The sequence below is a fragment of the Affinundibacterium fentianense genome, from assembly GCF_018139545.1.
Lineage (GTDB): Bacteria > Pseudomonadota > Gammaproteobacteria > Burkholderiales > Burkholderiaceae_D > Undibacterium > Undibacterium fentianense.
In genome coordinates, this window is sequence record NZ_JAGSPJ010000007.1 from 19,033 (window position 1) to 35,416 (window position 16,384).

The window sequence follows — 16,384 nt, forward strand, 5'->3', positions numbered from 1 at the left end:
TCAAAATATTCAGTTTTATTCAAACTCGTAGGACGCACCTGTTCAGCAGCGAGGACAAATCATGTTAAAGCAATGGTGGAACTGCACATTGATCGCCGGGACGTGCTCGCAGGTTTGAATATATTGAAATTTGGAAATATTTCTCCATTGCACTTTTCCAATTCCTCGGTAAGATAGACAGCCTTATTAGCCTGTATCTCTTGATCTAAATCAAATCTTTACCGGAAATCCGCATGAATTCTCTCAAAAATCGACTAATCGCTGCCATTGGCTTACTGATCATCATTTGTACGGTGATGGTGACGATTGCAAGTTATGTGCGCCTGAAATCGCAAATCGAATCCGATTTGAATAATGAAATGCGTGGCGTCGCATCAGGTTACAACGCTTTATTGAGCAATTGGGTTCAAACCAATATGAACCTGATGACGAGTCTTGCGGAAAGCATAGGAAATGGTGCTGATCTGCAAGCATCTTTAGCAATGGTGCAAAAGGGAGGAGGTTTTCTAAGTGTGTATCAAGGTAAGCCAGACAAGACCTTTGTGAACGTCCCTGCAGATCCTCCACCAGCAGGATTTGATCCAACTGTACGGCCTTGGTACAAAGATGCATTGGAAGCCAAGAAAACGATTGTCACTTCACCCTATATGGGCGTTGCGCCACCCGGCTTGATGATTTCTTTTGCGGCGCCTGTCTCCGGTGGGGCGGGAGGTGTAGTGGGGTCTGACGTGTTTCTGACAAAGATTGTTGAACAAATTTTGACGATTAAATTGGCGGGCGGTGGATACGCATTTCTTCTGGATAAATCAGGTCAAGTGCTAGCCCATCCAGATGCTGCGAAGGTCATGAAACCCGCCAAAGAAATAACTAGTGATTTGGAACTCGATAAGATCCCTCAAGTCGCAAAACAGCAAGATCCGCTCATCACCCAAATTGCAGGCAATCCTCATTTTTTGTTGTTACAAAAGATAGCAGGGTCTGAAATATATTTGGCCTTAGTGATTGATAAAAATAATGCACAGGAAGCACTCAATCAACTGTTGATGACCTCTGCGACCGTACTCTTGATTGTTTTAGCGATCTTGTTGCCATTAGCAACCTTGATGGTGGGACGTATGCTACAAGGACTGCAGCACGTGCGTGACGCCATGACAGAAATTGCTGCGGGTGGCGGCGGCAATCTAAGCCGTCGTATCCACGTCAAAGGTGACGACGAAGTCGCCCAAACGGCACAAGCATTTAACCATTTTATTGATGAAATCCAAGTGATGGTAATGGATGTGCGAAAAGCCACAGAATCTATTGAAGTGGGCGCTTCAGAAATTGCGAACGGCAATATGGATTTGTCCTCGCGTACTGAGCAACAAGCGTCCACTTTGGAAGAAACTTCAGCCAGCATGGAGGAGCTGACCAGTGCCGTACAGCATAATGCGGAAAATGCGCGCGAGGCCAATAAGATGGCTTTAAATGCGTCAGATTTAGCGTTGGATGGTGGCAAGGTAGTCGATAAAGTCGTGACGACGATGCAGGGCATTACCGATAGCTCGAAAAAGATTGTTGATATCATTGCTGTGATAGAAGGAATCGCATTTCAAACGAATATTCTTGCATTGAATGCTGCAGTCGAAGCGGCACGAGCCGGTGAGCAAGGACGAGGGTTTGCCGTGGTGGCGAGCGAGGTGCGTATTCTTGCGCAACGCAGTGCTGCGGCAGCTCAGGAAATTAAAGGCTTGATCGAAGACTCGGTGACAAAGGTCAATCAAGGCTCTACTTTGGTCGATCAGGCTGGCGCCTCAATGACGCAAATCGTTGAAGCAATCAAACAAGTGGCCTTTGTGATCAATGAAATTACAGCTGCGTCCGCTGAGCAAAGTGATGGCATCCAACAAGTCAACTCAGCCCTGGAGCACATGGATGAAGCCACTCAACAAAATGCTGCGTTGGTCGAGGAGGCAGCAGCTGCCGCTGGTGCCTTGGAAGAGCAAGTTGGCTTGCTCAAAAATGCAATGTCAGCATTTACCGTGGATGAAGCACAGGACAAGCGACTTGCGAAACCTGCATCACAAATCAAGAGAACCACGCCGCGCTTGTCTTACTAAGCTTACTAAGACGAGTCTTTGAGTGGAGTATGGCTGCTTTCGGGCTGCCGACGATTAAGCCATCAATGCGAACGTGTTGATGGCTTTTTGTTTTTATGATCCTCTCTATCATTTGGAAATCATTGGGTGTTGATCGGGAAGCGGTGTAAACTATCGTCCGTCAGAAAGGATACGCGATGAAATTTGAACATTTGGTCGAAATTAACGACTTAACCAATCCCATGGTCAGTGTGATGACTCGAGAACAATTGTGGCGTGGTCTTGTGCTACGTGCAGAGTCACCGAAGTTATTTGTTGACTATATTGATGAATGTTTACTGAGTGAGCGTACTGCGGTATCGATGACGCGACAATTGCGCTACGGAGAATTGGTGATTGCTGACCGTGTCGATTTCGAGCATCTTGCGCACGTTCACTATGAAGTTCCAGCGCAACAGAATATCCATCCTTCGTCCTTGCGCATGTTGATAGAAGAGCCAGCCCCCGATGCTCTATTTGTCCGTTTTATTTACAACAGTGGCGAGGATGCGAATCCTGATGCAGAGAATGACATGTTGAACGAATACCGTCGTGCTGCCTATCAAGAGGCAGATATCGATACGATACGTGTGATTCGTGAATTGGCGGAAGCGGGGCGTTTAGACGCCCTGCCCTCATAATTCGCGAAATCATTATTTCATCTCGTCTTATTTTAAACCGTTAATCTATACCTGAAACCGAGCTCACTATGACAACAGCACCCATTCCTTTTTTGGCAAAGAAACTGAAACGCAAACAATTCGCTGTCACTGGTGACGCGCATATTCAGGGTGATTTGCAAATTACCAACCAAGTCATTATCGGTGGCGACCTGTTGGTTGACGGCAATCTCGAAGCGGAAGAAGTTTTTTGTTTAGGTAAACTCACGGTAACAGGCGATATTCGTGTGCAGTCTTTGTATGTCGGCCAAGCTTTAGATTGTGCTGGCGATATCGAAGTTGAGTTCTTGTTGAAAACGGGTTGCAACGCTGAGTGGATGGCGCGTGTGCTTGAATTAGATCAAGCGAAGGCTGTTAAAGATGGTAGCAACTTTATTGATAAATTGGTGCACCCAGCCATTTTAAAACGCGATGCACATCACGAAAGTTTTGGCGGTTATGGCGACATTCAAGTGCTTGGCTATTTGTCTTGTGATGTGCTTGATTGCCATGGGAATGTCCAGCTAGATGATGTGTTAGATGTCGCGGAAATCCAGTATGTCGGTGGGCATTTGAGCGCCATTGCAATTGCCGTTGATGGCGATGTCAATGTTAAAGGTGAAGTGTTTAGTGAAACCGATATACATATACACGGCGGCCTCTATGCTGGTGAAGTAATTTGCCAGGGAAATCTTACAGTCGGTGCGATTCATAGTCATGGGGACATTAGTGCTTGGGGGACGATACGTGCGACGGGACAAATTACAAGTTTAAATGGCGAAATTCATAGCGGACGGTGGATCGCAACAAAAGCAACGATTTATGCGGCGAAGTACATCAAAGCTGGTGAAGCAGTGGTCGCCGAAAAAGGAATCAGCTGCGGTGCCGATTATGGCATTCTGGCAGCAACAACATTGAAGCGTTCCTTGTGGGAAGTACGTGGCTACGTTTCGGCACCAACGAAACCAAAATATTTATTGTCAGGTAAATTCGTTGAAGATAAAAAGCTGAAACATATCGATGCCTTAGAAAAGAAACGTGACTGGGAACTTGATTGGGAAGTCCCGCGTCGATTGCAGCGTGATATGGTTAGCTAAAACGGTGCGCGAGTAGGGTGGTCTATTGCATTTGGCTGAACGTATATGAGCCAAGTGTCGCGGTGCCCGCACAAGTAAAAAGGCTTCTGATTTCAAATTCAGAAGCCTTTTTGTTTGGGAACATCGCAATCTAAAAGAAATTCAGATCTTTTCCGACGACACCCACTAAACTTAATGCATAGTCCGTATTTGTTGGTGTCACCGCCGCAGCGATGCTCACGCCGCGTTCGTAAGGATTCTCAACAAAGCTAATACCCCAATCAATCGCAAGCGTGCGACCTACTAAGTATTTATTATCCAGTAGATCTGCAACATAGCCAAAATCAGCATTTCCCTTGAAGGTATGCGCTGAATTTAAGATATCTTGCGCGAGTGAACTGCGACTTGACTCGCCGGTCATGAGTTTGTTATTCCAATAGCGCAAGCCACCTTCGTCAGCGCCGTCTTTCCGACCAAGTACATTGCGGTAGAACGTGTGGATAAAATCTTCATTATTCATCGAGGTGGTAAATCCCGTCAGCGCAGCAAATTGGTCGGATGCACCGATGTTGTAAAACGATTCCGAGATTTGTGCGATCGACTGTCCGTTCTTGAATTGGTCGATCCAATACGCCACACCATCGGCGTCTGGCGTACGATTAAAAAATGCAACATAGAGTTCGATGAGCATTTTGACATCGGCAGACGCAATGGATGCAGCTTTCTCTTTGACTGTTAAATTCAAATTGATATCGGTGAAGTGAAGATATTCGATACCGCTGAGATTATCTACACCACTATTGCCACCATACTTGCTTTCAACTTTAAAGCCTGTTTCTGTCTTGGTGAATTGAAAGTCGGATAGGCCGGATGAATAGGACGCTGTATCAAAGCCCAAACCGCCCATGATTTGATCGTCACCAGCACCGCCAACCAAGGTATCGTTGCCAGTGCCTCCATCGAGCAAGTCATTGCCTCCTTGACCAGTCAGGTAGTCGTTTCCTGCTAAGCCTGTCAGGGTGTCTTTGGTCCAAGTGCCGATAAAGCGATTATCTTGGGCGTCGCCGACTTTTTCCACACCAATGTTCCCGCCTTTAGGATCGAATGATTCGACAAAATGGCTTTGATTGAGTGCATTGACATTCAGATTCTTGAGAGTCAAGATGACCTTGTTGGATATCGGGCCGGTTCCATCTTGGTCTGCAATTAACACGGTGTCGCCGTCACTCTGTTGCAGACTTAAGTAGCCATTGGCGAATGGATTTCCTTGACGCTCTGTCGAAAAATTCATCTCAGCGAGGATAGCGGTCAGGTCAATCTTATCGCCGCCGACATTCGTATCAAAATCAAGAATATTGAATGTGCCAGAACTGTAGCTATTCCGAGGTGTAAAAAGGTCTGCGTCAGGGCCGCCGTTGACATTCAACTTGAGATTTTGGTTAAAACTTCCAGTAATCGTAAATTGATCCTCGCCAGAGCCACCATTCAGAGAGAGAACGCGGACACTACCATAGGAATAGTGATTGGTCGTGATCGTGAATGTGTCGTTTCCATCAGCACCGCTATACGTCCCGCTGTTTCCAGAAATGAAGAAAGTATCATTGCCACTGCCGCCATCCGCGTTATTCGTACCGTCACCGTTTGAATAGATCGCATCGTCGCCAGCGCCGCCGAGAAAGACATTGTCACCACTATTGTCGACTAAAATATCGTTTCCGAGATCGCCATGTAGTTCGTCATCCCCAAAACCACCGTTTAGTTCATCATTGCCAGCACCGCCATTCAGCGTATCGTTCAGACTCGTGCCATCAATTGTATCGTTTTGTTCGTCGCCATCTCGCAGCATGCCCTGAGAGATGCCATTTGGTGCATAGCCACCTATAAAATTGGCTGGCGTCAAACTGGACGATAGAACATTTTTTAGCGTCAAAATATCTTGAAATTGGCGTAAGCCGTCAGGACCATCCGTGTCGATTTGCAGAACGGTATCTTGGCCGCGTTGTAATAGACGAGCGTAGCCAACCTCGCCGAATGGATTTTTGTCGTGCTGGTAATATTGTTTGCTGATATCGATGAAGTCTCCCTTTGCTCCAGGAGTAAAATCGGTCACGATCAACTGCGTGTTATTTACCATGTTGGGTACGACAAAGGTATCGATCCCATTGCCGCCTGTGACGGTCAACTTGATTTGGGTCATATCATAGCCGGCACTAAAAGTGATTTTGTCATGGCCATTGCCGCCGTTAACAACAATTTCTCGAGCACGGCTAGCACTGCCAAAATTGAAATTGATGTCAATCGTGTCATCACCATCATCGCCGTTTAGCGTGTCAGTACCATTGCCACCAATCAGTACATCATCTCCATTCCCGCCGTTGAGTTGATTGAGGCCGGTGCCGAAGGTCTTTAAATAATCGTTTCCGTCGCCGCCAAAAAATTGGTTGTCTCCGATCTCATCTTGTTCATCCAGAATATCGTTGCCATTGCCGCCATTGAGTACATCGTTTCCCATGCCACCGTTGAGTCGATCTTTTCCGTCTCCGCCTGAAAGTTGATCATCCCCATTGCCACCGTCAATCGTGTCATTTCCTGCATCACCGGACAAGCGGTCGTTCAAAATGCCACCGATGAGCCGATCGTCAGAGATCGTTCCCGTGACATTTTGACCTTGATCGCCGCCATTTGGATTCATGCCCTGTCCGAAATTTTCTGCGATCAGCGTACTGCCTTGAATTCCGCTTAGGACTAAGATTGGACGGAAACCATAGGTACTGAATTCCTGCCCATCGTAGTCATATTCGATAACGGCATCACTTCCTTTTTGCACTAAGCGCAGCATGCCTGCCGTGCCGAATGGATTACCACCTTTGTAGTGCCCGTTTAAAAGGTCAAACAAATCGATGATGTCACCGCGGGGACCAACTTGAAAGTCACTAATCGTCAAGACGCCGTTGTATGCTGAAGCGCCTAGCTTGTAGGTGTCGATACCGAGACCTCCGCTTACAGTGGCTTTGGATTCAGCCTTGGTGGGCTCGAAATGCAGACGATCATTCCCCTCACCAAGGTCGATGCTAGTGATCTCCTTAGTCGCTGTCGTTGTTCCGCCGCCATACATGACGATGTCGTTGCCAGTACCGCCAATTACCGTATCGTTTCCACCGGGTGTCATAATTTGGTCATCGCCATCGCCGCCATCAGCCACGCTATTCGCGCCATCCGAAATCAAGATATCGTTGCCAGTCCCTCCTCGCAGAATATTGTCACCGACGCTATCTACTAAATGGTCATCGCCCGTTCCGCCATCTAAGAGATCATTGCCATCGCCACCCGATAGATCATCATTGCCAGCACCACCGTTGAGTGTGTCGTTCCCAGTCTCGCCAACCAGAACGTCTGATCCTTCGTCCCCAGACAGTTGATCGTTGCCCTTTCCGCCGTTGATGTAATCGTTGCCTGCAGAACCGTAAATGCTATCGTTGAGATCTCTGCCTACGAGTCTATCGTCATTTGTTGTGCCTCGAATTGCTTCGCCCTGATCGCTTCCATTCGGATTCCAACCACTCTTGAAGCTAGTTCCGTCAAGTAAATTCACATTGAGATTTTCGATCGTCAAGATCGGATGCATCGCATAGGCGCTGCCAGCTGCGCCGTCATCGTCAAACAAAATCACGATGTTTGAGCCGTCTTGGCTTGCCTTTAAAAAGGCACTACTGCCAAATGGATTTTCTTTGACGAGTGGAAGCAGGGAGCTGAGGTCAATTAAATCGCCATCGCTGACGGAAAAATCTTTAATCCGGATATTGCTGACATTTGAAATGCGAATCGCAAAGATGTCTGCGCCTGTACCTCCGGTCATACTGACATTCTGTATCTTCCCATAGGTGTTCACTTCGAATTGATCATTACCGTTTCCACCTTCAAAAATACCGCCCTCGTTCGAATTGATGAAGATAAGATCATTCCCATCTTGGCCTCGAATTAGATTGATTCCTATGCTGTCACTCAGATAGTCGTCACCGCTTCCGCCCTCTAAAGTATCGTTACCATCGCCGCCATGCAATGAATCGTTCCCTGCGCCACCGAGTAGTAAATCATCGCCTGATTCTCCGTAGATTGTGTCAGCATCATTGATCGAAGTTTCTGTGCCGCCAATCAATACGTCATTGCCTTTGTCGCCAAAGATGGTGTCTGCACCAGATTCTCCTGAAATCTGGTCATCAAGAATATTTCCCCTAAGTTCTTCAGAACGCTCAGTACCGATCAAAACCATACCAACGGTGCTCCCGTTAGGATTAAGTCCACCTGTAAAATTATCGCCAGTGAGTTGGCTGGGGGTGATATTTTCTAAGGTGAAAATCGTGCAGAAATTCGTATTCGTTAAAGTCCCGACCTTGGTCTGAATTAGGGTATTTTGGCCATCCTGTTTTAAACGCAAAAAACCGTCAACATCAAAAGGATTTTTAGTGAATTGATAGAATGCGTTGATAATTTTGCTGAGGTCGATTTTGTCGCCGTTTTTACCAGCAGCGAAATCTACGATCGTAAAATTGCTGTTTAGACTTAGACCGTAATTGTCGATGATAAAGGTATCTGTCCCACTCCCGCCTCGTAGAAGGACAAGGTTGTCGGCCCTTTCTGCATAGACATTAAATGTATCGTTACCGTTGCCGCCGTCGACATTTGCGACGCGAGTATATCCTGAGCGAGCATTAAAGCGAATTTTGTCATCGCCATCACCCCCTTGCACATCATCTGAGGCACCCGCGTTGATCATATCATTGCCGGCACCTCCATCGAGTAGACTGAATCCGTTGTCAGCATAGAGATAACCACTGGTGATCAAGTCATTGCCATCCTCACCGCGGAGCACGTTATTGCCAGCATAGTCATCGATTGTATCGTCACCACTGCCGCCATAAATTTCGTCGTTCCCACTGCCCCCATTCAAACTATCGTTGTCCGCGTCGCCGTATAGTTTGTCGTCGCCATTTCCACCATCGATTTCGTCACTTCCTGCATTTCCGTGCAAAATGTCATTGCCATCCCCACCAGAAATTGAGTCTCCATCAAAGTAGCCCGAAGTCTCGTCGCCGCCGTTGACAATATCATCGCCGTCATTCGCTTCAATTTTATCCCTGCCAGCACCACCATGAATGACATCGTTTTTGCTACTGCCGTAGATGGTGTCATTGCCGGGCGTGCCTGTCACATTCATCGCGATATTGCTAAATTCTGTGCTGAAGTTGGCGATTGCGTAGTTGGGCGATTGGTAAAGCACACCATTCGCCGTTTTGACGATACCAGTTGATAGTTCGATGGAATATTGCGAGACAAACGCCAAATTCGTGCTCGGATTAAACGTTAACACCGCGCCTGAAATCGTGATGTTGGGACTATTGATGCTTTCCTGAAAGACTATTTCACCGAGGGAATTTCTGATCGTAATCGATCCATTACCGGCTAGTATCGCTTCGCTAAAAGTAATGACGATATTCGAGTCAACGGCAACCCGACCTTGGTAAGAGTCGGGTGTGATTGAGCGAATCGTGAGCGGAGAATTGTAACTTTGCGAAGTATTTTGTTGAGCCATCTGTTTGGAGTGAAAATAGACTGAATAGAAAAACAAGTATTTTAACTCTTTTGAATAACAAAACAGACATACCAAGTTAATGACTATGTCGATTTGACTCGCGATTCATTCTATTTTCGCTACTTTGTTTGGCGTCCCCATTAAGTCGTGGCATAGCGACCATGCTTGCTCTCAACGTTGGCGAGAGAAGGCGGCGCATCGGCCCCCCGCTTGTTTGGATGTCCTTCTAAAGAAAAATCGAATACTTTTTCGCCAAAACAGTAAGCTGGTGCAGCCATCACATCCAAGTGTTCAAAGTTATAGCTGAGGATCGCGCTATTGAGGCGATTCACTTGAAACCAATTTTGATTCAGTAGTGTATGTTGATGTTGTCGATAGATGGCATGGTAGAGCGCCATCGATTCCGCAAAGCAACCAAACACACTATTGGGTGCGAGATTTAACATATCTGATGAAATTTTTCCTAGGACAAAACCTAGCTCTGGAGACCATGCGTTGCCCGCATCCTGACGAACCACGGCGTGTTGGCATTGCGCATAAGTGGTCGCATCGAGATTGGCTGGTTCAGCGACGTCAATGACTAGCAATTTTCGATCAGTACGGCGGAGCTGTTCGATGGACTTGGCGTTGAGTTTGGCCTGAGTACTGTGGGTACATGCAATCACTGCATCAACTTTGCCAAAATCTTCAATATTGCTACTTAGTTGAATCGGAAAATTCGATGAAAACTCATGCAATAAAGTCGGATTTGTACCAAAACCTGCAACATCAAATCCTTGCTTGAGCAGATATTTCGTGACTTCAGTCCCTAGTATGCCGTAGGGTCCTATGACCAATATTCTGCTCTCTGTCGTCAATTGTGCTTTGTTGAGTGCATTCATGATGTCTTGGCATAGAAGTAGCGCGGTGCCATTGTCACCTATCGTAAATAGCATGTGTGGGAACAGGGCTTTCAACTCGGCGCCATCGCGTCCAAATAAGCGTTTGGTCGATGCAGCCAATAAGACGACTTTAGCTCCTCGGCGGTCCGCCCATTTTACTGCCTGAATAAATTGCTGCTTGGCGAGTTGACGTCCCGATTTGGTGAGCAATTCTTCGGCTGTGCTATAGATTCCGCGTACCCGTCCAGCGACCCCGTGCAAATAGATTCTTGCACCATTTGAATGACCGTGCTTGGGTGCCCATTTCCCCCAAAAGAGATGTTTTTCTTGTGGATCACGGACATTCGTGATGATAACTACATCAATCGTAGGACGGCCGCAAATGACACGCCAATGGCATCGCCAGTCTAACAAGGCTAAGGTCCAACGCCATAATGTCACTAAAAGAGTTGCAAACATTTTCTACTCCATCAAAAAAATTCAACCACGACGATTTGGTTGATACGATGAAGCGCAGTCTAAAGAGTCGGTGTGTAAATCGACATACGGTAAACACCGTATTCGTTCCGAGCTTGACGAATTTTGTCTTTTATTTTGTCTTTTTGCGGTGCAGGGGATTGGAGAGGGGCGTCGAAATTTCACAAACGGAGCAAGATTTTGACGCGATGTTTGAATTGTGGGTTACACTTTTCAATATCTTTTTTTCTTATGGTTTGAAAGGTCTCAATCGTGAAATCGACTCGACTCATTGCTTTCTCACTTTTTTCTGGGCTTGTTGTACTCAGTGCTAATGTGACTGCCCAAGTAAAGAAATGCACCGATAAAAACGGGAAGGTGACCTATACTCAAGCGGTGTGCCCGCAAGCGACCGCGAAAGACAAAACGATTATGGCCTATACGCCAGTGAGTAATGCCGCCCCAGCAGCAGGGCGTGATTTATACGCGGAGAATCAGGCATTCAATCAACGACAAGCCCAACGAAATCGGATCGAAGCCGTACAGAATTCGAATCGTGAAGCAATCGCTGCTTTCGAAAAGGCAGTCAACCGCCCCTTAGCCCCAGGTGAAGTGCGTCGTACAACACTGACTATCAAATAAAATAAGCTGCGTTTAAGAATGTGCAGCGATGCTGCGAGTCTGCGCTTGTTTTGAATTGGCACTGACGAAGCAGTGCCAATCAACTAAACTCCAAAAAATTCAGTATGCACAGCTTGCAATGCCAGCTTGCGATCATCTTGATGTACCAACATATATGCTGCTACTTCGCTCGCCCCGGCGGCGGCTAGACACACCCGCACGCCACTGGCAATTGCAGCGGATAGCGCACGACTAGCAATCGCACTGCCAATATCAGAAGCTTCTAAAACGCCGTCGCCCACAACCGCGACGATCGCGACCTCAGTATTTCTCGATACTTCAACGACACCAGCCAAGTGATGTTCTGCCACAATCGCATAAGCAGCATCTAGATGGTCGCGTGCTAGGAGAATATTGATCGCAGTTTGTGCAGTTAAGACGCTCTTAATATTGATGCCATGACGATCTAATGCATTTGTCACCTGGGCCAAGATGCCGGCTTTGAAACCAACGCCAGGGCCGTGCAGTTTGAGGATTGCCACATCTTCGGTAGAAGTTACGCTCTTCACCACATCTTTGGTCACTTTGCGTTGCGCGTTAATGACGGTATAGGCTTGTAGCCCGCGTTCAGGTTTCGTGATATTCAAGATACGAATAGGAATGTCTTGGTTAAATAGTGGTTCGACCGTGCGTGGATGTAAAATTTTCGCACCAAAATACGATAATTCCGCCGCCTCAAGATAGTTTAACTGTGAAATGGAGCGTGGCGCACTGACTGAGCCGGGATCCGCGCTCAAGAATCCATCAACGTCTTTCCATACATCGAGTGATTCAGCGCCAATGCAACAGGCAATCGACGCCGCGGAATAGTCGGAACCACCGCGTCCAAACAGGGTCGCTTTCCCCTCTTTGTCGACCCCGTAAAATCCGGGTACGATGATGATCTCATCGCCATCTAAAGCGCGCGCTACGGATGCGGTGCTAGCTTCAAAATCACATGCAGCATTGCCAAATACGCCATCAGTAATCAGGCCGATATCTTCTGGCAGTGCCTCGCGCGCTTGAATACCGTGTGTCAATAAGACTTCAGTCAGCAATAAACTAGACAAGCGCTCGCCATAACTTAAAATCGCATCGTTGACAAAAGTGGGCACATCGCCGATGCAATGAATGCCAGTCAAATAGCGATCGAGTTGATCGATACGTACCGCGAGCGCTTTTTCGATACGATCACGATCTGCTGCGGTGGCGACATTCGCCTCGATAATTTGCCGTTTCATCTGCCGCAGTTGGTGCGTATAGCTTTGACTCTCTAGCAATGCCGCTTTTGTTCCAGCACCTTCTTTGGCATTTTGAACGCAAGTTATCAATGCATTGGTAATCCCATAAAATGCGGAAACGACCAAAACCAGTGGACGTTGGTAGGTTTGAATCACATTAATAATGCGATCGATATCTTGCGGTTGGCGAAGATTCGAACCCCCAAATTTGACAACGATTTTTTTCATAATTATTTCCAGTTAGCGCTTGATTGTTCGTGTGTCGTGCTGGCATCTGTCTCTTCGCTTGACGACCTGTTTTATTCTAGAACTGAGCCGAAGCGCCCTATTGTTTTCATTCGCACACGACACCGACTACACCGACGACACAAAGCGGGCTAGGTTACTGCACTGAAGCCAGCGGGTCAATCCGAAAAAATAGTATTTTTACAAAGGTAATCCCAAAAACAGCATGCTTTTTGTTGCGATATTCTGACCTTCAATCAACGCTCACTGCTTTACAGTGCGATGAAGCCATGTTGGCTCTCACTTTTCGGCAAGGCCGGAAAGCAAAGAATGTTTCCATCTCCAACGCGATCAAGGCGTGAGAGCAAGGCAATGAAGACGACACCACCATTTCCAAAAGAAGCACGACGCGCTATACAAGGGCTCGCCGCTGCAAAGGCGTCCTTCTCTGAAGTGACGCAATCCCCTCTACAGCTACATTTTAGCGGTTATGATCCGCGTGCAGCAGGTGGACGACAGACCTTGAAGTTAGCATTGCGAGCGGTATTGCATGCATCGGTTCAAGTCGTAGAATTAGAATGTCGTTCGGAACTTCTGACATCCCAATGTGATCGCTTTGTATTACAGCGCACTCCCTCCGGTGCATGGCCTGCCATCATGTTAAGTTTTTCCGGGAAAGGTCGAGAGCATGGTCAATATCCTTTGGACATTCAACTTTCTTATATTGATGAACAGGCACTTGAACATCATTGGGTTTGCAAAACCAGTCTCCTGTTACCGCGCGCGAATGCGAGCTTGAGTGAAATTCATCAAGTCTTTTTGGCTGTACAAAAGAATGTCCGAGTGCATGCGGAAGATGGTGCCATCGCCAAATTAGGCGGCTTAGGATCTTTAAGTGACTCGAATGAGCGCCATTTGAACGTGGATATCTACGCCAAAGATGCTGCGATTGCCCAATGGGATATGGCGCCTGCGTCGAAGCGCGAACAGCACAATGCAAGTGAAGCGAATTTGGCTAGTCTGGCGTGGGATGAATGGATGACCGAAGTGAGCCTGCCAAGTTATGCATCGCTAACAACGTCAGCGAGGTCCGTCTCCGTCTCGGCGAGGTCGCGGCCTGAATGGGTTCGGGCGAGCTTGTTACCGATTCGCGAACCCAACTCGACTAACCAGAACTCTCAGATGTACACCGCAGTGCCGATTCGTTTACTGGCGCAAACATCGTGGATTATCGGACGGGCGAATACCGCTTCAAATACAGTATCGGTTGCCGATATCGCTCTTCAGCATCCCGAGTTGGCCGCGCGTATTAGTGCTCGTCATGCCAAACTCCATCGTACAGCACGAGGGGTGGAGATTATTGACACCTCACGGTACGGAACGGTGTTGAATTCGGTGATTTTGGATAAACTGCACCCCATGCCAATATTGTCGGGGATGCAGCTTTCTCTATGCGCAGATTTTCCCAATCTAGTCCAACTAAGAGTGGTTCAAGTACTGCCGCATCTGATTATTTTGGCTCGACTTGATGAGAATCGATTGTGTGAAATGTGGTATTTGCTGACCCCTGATTTGCGGCCCGAGGCAAGTTGCACGACCACTCAGTTCGATGGAATACCTCTTCCTCTGATTTTTCATTCGCAAGGACAGTTTTACTTGCATGACCAGCAGACGATGCGGGACATCAATCTGCTGCATCTCACTCAGTTAAATCTCGATCAACTCGATCAACTCGATCAACTAAGGCCTCAAACAAGCTATTTCCCGTATCGCTTGGTGCCAGATTAAGTCGTGGATGCATCAACGTCACTCGTACCAGCCAAACAAATTTGTGTTGGCCACGTTGCTGATTACATCACACGATTTGATCGATCTTACAGTTCTTGAAGAAACGTCATCAATGCATCGTGAAATTTTTTCGGTTGATCAAGCATCACGAAGTGACGTGCATCGCTAATACTCACCAGTTTGAGTTTTGGTATCCCTTGCACTAGGCCCATGTAATATTGGGTTTTCGATTCCTCTGACATGTTTGCCCTTGCAAAATCCGGTGCGTGATACGGAGATACAACGGTCACGGGTACTTGGATTTTTGGGAGGTCTGGACGCGTATCCATCATCAGCAATTCTGCCATGTAGTCTGCGGTCGCGACGGGATCACTCTTCGCGCTACGTGCAGCGATTTGTTCTGCTAGTTGAGGATTGACCACGCCTGTTGCCTGCATATAGCGCAATTGTTGGGTCGCGTAAGTTTGCGCATCTGCGTTTGCCATTTGTTGGCGACTTGCTTCTGCCATCGTTTTTCTTTGCTCTGGAGTCAAATTTTGCGTGCCAGGAAATACAGGAAGTCCATCGACAGCGAAAACACCACGGATTAAATTCGAATGGGTTTCGGCAAGCCAAATTGACATCGCTGAACCTAGACTATGACCGACCAACACGGGGCGATCGATGTGACGTGACTGAATTAGGTCAATTAAAGACTCTTTCGCTTTAGGAAGTTTGGCGCCGTTGATGGCGGGTTTGCCATTGAAACCCGCTAGGGTCAAGACATACAATTCATGCCCCTCACGCAACTGCTTGACTGTTTCATCCCAAACATAGCTGCCACTCGACAAGCCTGGAACTAAGATGATCGGTGCACCTTTGGCGTTAGGATTGGCGTATTTCTCGACGTAAAGGCTACCAACTTGAAACTCTTCGCGCATCGGAATATGCGCGCTTTGCGCTGAAGTTGTTGCGCTTGTTTGGATGTTGGCTGCGTAGACAGATTCGTCGCAGATTGATGAGAGGGCCGTTGCAAAAGCAATCGTCGACAAAGTGGTTTTCAGTAAATGGGTTAAAGGCATGATGGTCTCTTTGCAATGGTAAATAGACAGCGAACTGGGTTAGGTGTGCGGAAGTGGGTTAGCATTTGCAGACGCGACGTACGGTCCAAATCAGGCTGAGTGCAGCGGCAAAGCATGTGTATGCGGCCATCGCAGTGATTTGCGCAAAGCCCGCACCTTTTACTTGGCCTAAACCGCAAACAAAGACGACGGTGAATGCGGTCGCTAAACCGATATTGCTACGCATCGCACTTTGTTCGCTTTGACCAGTGCGTTTGACATGGCGGATTAAGGCGATCCCAAAGACGGCAATCGGAAGAATCGGCAGTAAGCTAAATGCGGTGCGACCTATGCTGATGATCAATTCATCACCGAAAATCATGGTGAAAGACCACAACATTGCTGCCAAGATAATGGAAGCATTGAGTTCGCGACGGGATTGTGGGTTGATGTCGATGTTGCGCATGATGGGCTCCTATGTTGTTGTATTCAATTAAGTTAAATTCGGTGTTGCGTGCAAGTCAATGTAAAGCAAAGTTGACACGTCGGTCGATAAAAAAAGCAGGGAATCGTAAAGGACACCTTGCTCTCAATCTGGAGGCCTACTTTCGTTCACGTCCGATCTGATCGTTATGTAAAGTACGCTTGACA

The 16,384-nt window shown here is 47.3% G+C and carries 10 protein-coding genes; 5 read left to right on the top strand and 5 right to left on the bottom strand.

Going from position 1 to position 16,384, the window contains the following annotated elements; all coding sequences use genetic code 11:
- Positions 1-233 precede the first annotated feature (233 nt).
- The 3 genes from KDM90_RS18365 (at position 234) to KDM90_RS15515 (ending at position 3,873) form a co-directional block, all read left to right on the top strand.
- A complete protein-coding gene (locus KDM90_RS18365) occupies positions 234-2,099 on the top strand; it encodes a methyl-accepting chemotaxis protein (RefSeq protein ID WP_212676550.1) in 1,866 nt (621 codons plus the stop codon).
- A gap of 176 nt (positions 2,100-2,275) precedes the next feature.
- Positions 2,276-2,758, top strand: coding sequence for an SRPBCC family protein (locus KDM90_RS15510; RefSeq protein ID WP_212676551.1), 483 nt, complete (start codon positions 2,276-2,278; stop codon positions 2,756-2,758).
- A 68-nt stretch (positions 2,759-2,826) separates the two neighbouring features.
- Positions 2,827-3,873, top strand: coding sequence for a polymer-forming cytoskeletal protein (locus KDM90_RS15515; protein WP_212676552.1), 1,047 nt, complete (start codon positions 2,827-2,829; stop codon positions 3,871-3,873).
- 130 nt (positions 3,874-4,003) lie between these two features.
- Here KDM90_RS15515 and KDM90_RS15520 read toward each other — a convergent pair whose 3' ends face one another.
- Positions 4,004-9,442 (bottom strand): type I secretion C-terminal target domain-containing protein, encoded by a 5,439-nt coding sequence (locus KDM90_RS15520; protein WP_212676553.1) that lies wholly within the window; start codon positions 9,440-9,442, stop codon positions 4,004-4,006.
- 140 nt (positions 9,443-9,582) lie between these two features.
- Positions 9,583-10,782: a hypothetical protein gene (locus tag KDM90_RS15525; protein ID WP_212676554.1), complete on the bottom strand. Its 1,200-nt coding sequence runs from the start codon at positions 10,780-10,782 to the stop codon at positions 9,583-9,585.
- Between the two features lie 270 nt (positions 10,783-11,052).
- Between KDM90_RS15525 and KDM90_RS15530 the strand changes: the two genes are divergently transcribed.
- Positions 11,053-11,421, top strand: coding sequence for a DUF4124 domain-containing protein (locus KDM90_RS15530; protein WP_212676555.1), 369 nt, complete (start codon positions 11,053-11,055; stop codon positions 11,419-11,421).
- Positions 11,422-11,504: 83 nt separating this feature from the next.
- Here KDM90_RS15530 and KDM90_RS15535 read toward each other — a convergent pair whose 3' ends face one another.
- Positions 11,505-12,908: an aspartate kinase gene (locus KDM90_RS15535; protein WP_212676556.1), complete on the bottom strand. Its 1,404-nt coding sequence runs from the start codon at positions 12,906-12,908 to the stop codon at positions 11,505-11,507.
- Positions 12,909-13,277: 369 nt separating this feature from the next.
- On the opposite strand from KDM90_RS15535, the gene KDM90_RS15540 reads away from it, so the two are divergent.
- A complete protein-coding gene (locus tag KDM90_RS15540; protein WP_212676557.1) occupies positions 13,278-14,693 on the top strand; it encodes an FHA domain-containing protein in 1,416 nt (471 codons plus the stop codon).
- Positions 14,694-14,779: 86 nt separating this feature from the next.
- On the opposite strand, the gene KDM90_RS15545 is transcribed toward KDM90_RS15540, so the two are convergent.
- Together KDM90_RS15545 and KDM90_RS15550 are read right to left on the bottom strand one after the other, a co-directional pair.
- Positions 14,780-15,754, bottom strand: a complete 975-nt coding sequence (locus KDM90_RS15545) for an alpha/beta fold hydrolase (protein ID WP_212676558.1) — start codon at positions 15,752-15,754, stop codon at positions 14,780-14,782.
- Positions 15,755-15,812: 58 nt separating this feature from the next.
- Complete coding sequence (locus KDM90_RS15550; protein ID WP_212676559.1) at positions 15,813-16,199, bottom strand: hypothetical protein; 387 nt, start codon at positions 16,197-16,199, stop codon at positions 15,813-15,815.
- Between the last annotated feature and the right edge of the window lie 185 nt (positions 16,200-16,384).

Bases quoted from the DNA above. Each gene is read 5' to 3' on its own strand.
- KDM90_RS18365 (WP_212676550.1), top strand. From the start codon at position 234: ATGAATTCTCTCAAAAATCGACTAATCGCTGCCATTGGCTTACTGATC.
- KDM90_RS15510 (WP_212676551.1), top strand. From the start codon at position 2,276: ATGAAATTTGAACATTTGGTCGAAATTAACGACTTAACCAATCCCATG.
- KDM90_RS15515 (WP_212676552.1), top strand. From the start codon at position 2,827: ATGACAACAGCACCCATTCCTTTTTTGGCAAAGAAACTGAAACGCAAA.
- KDM90_RS15520 (WP_212676553.1), bottom strand. From the start codon at position 9,442: ATGGCTCAACAAAATACTTCGCAAAGTTACAATTCTCCGCTCACGATT.
- KDM90_RS15525 (WP_212676554.1), bottom strand. From the start codon at position 10,782: ATGTTTGCAACTCTTTTAGTGACATTATGGCGTTGGACCTTAGCCTTG.
- KDM90_RS15535 (WP_212676556.1), bottom strand. From the start codon at position 12,908: ATGAAAAAAATCGTTGTCAAATTTGGGGGTTCGAATCTTCGCCAACCG.
- KDM90_RS15540 (WP_212676557.1), top strand. From the start codon at position 13,278: ATGAAGACGACACCACCATTTCCAAAAGAAGCACGACGCGCTATACAA.
- KDM90_RS15545 (WP_212676558.1), bottom strand. From the start codon at position 15,754: ATGCCTTTAACCCATTTACTGAAAACCACTTTGTCGACGATTGCTTTT.
- KDM90_RS15550 (WP_212676559.1), bottom strand. From the start codon at position 16,199: ATGCGCAACATCGACATCAACCCACAATCCCGTCGCGAACTCAATGCT.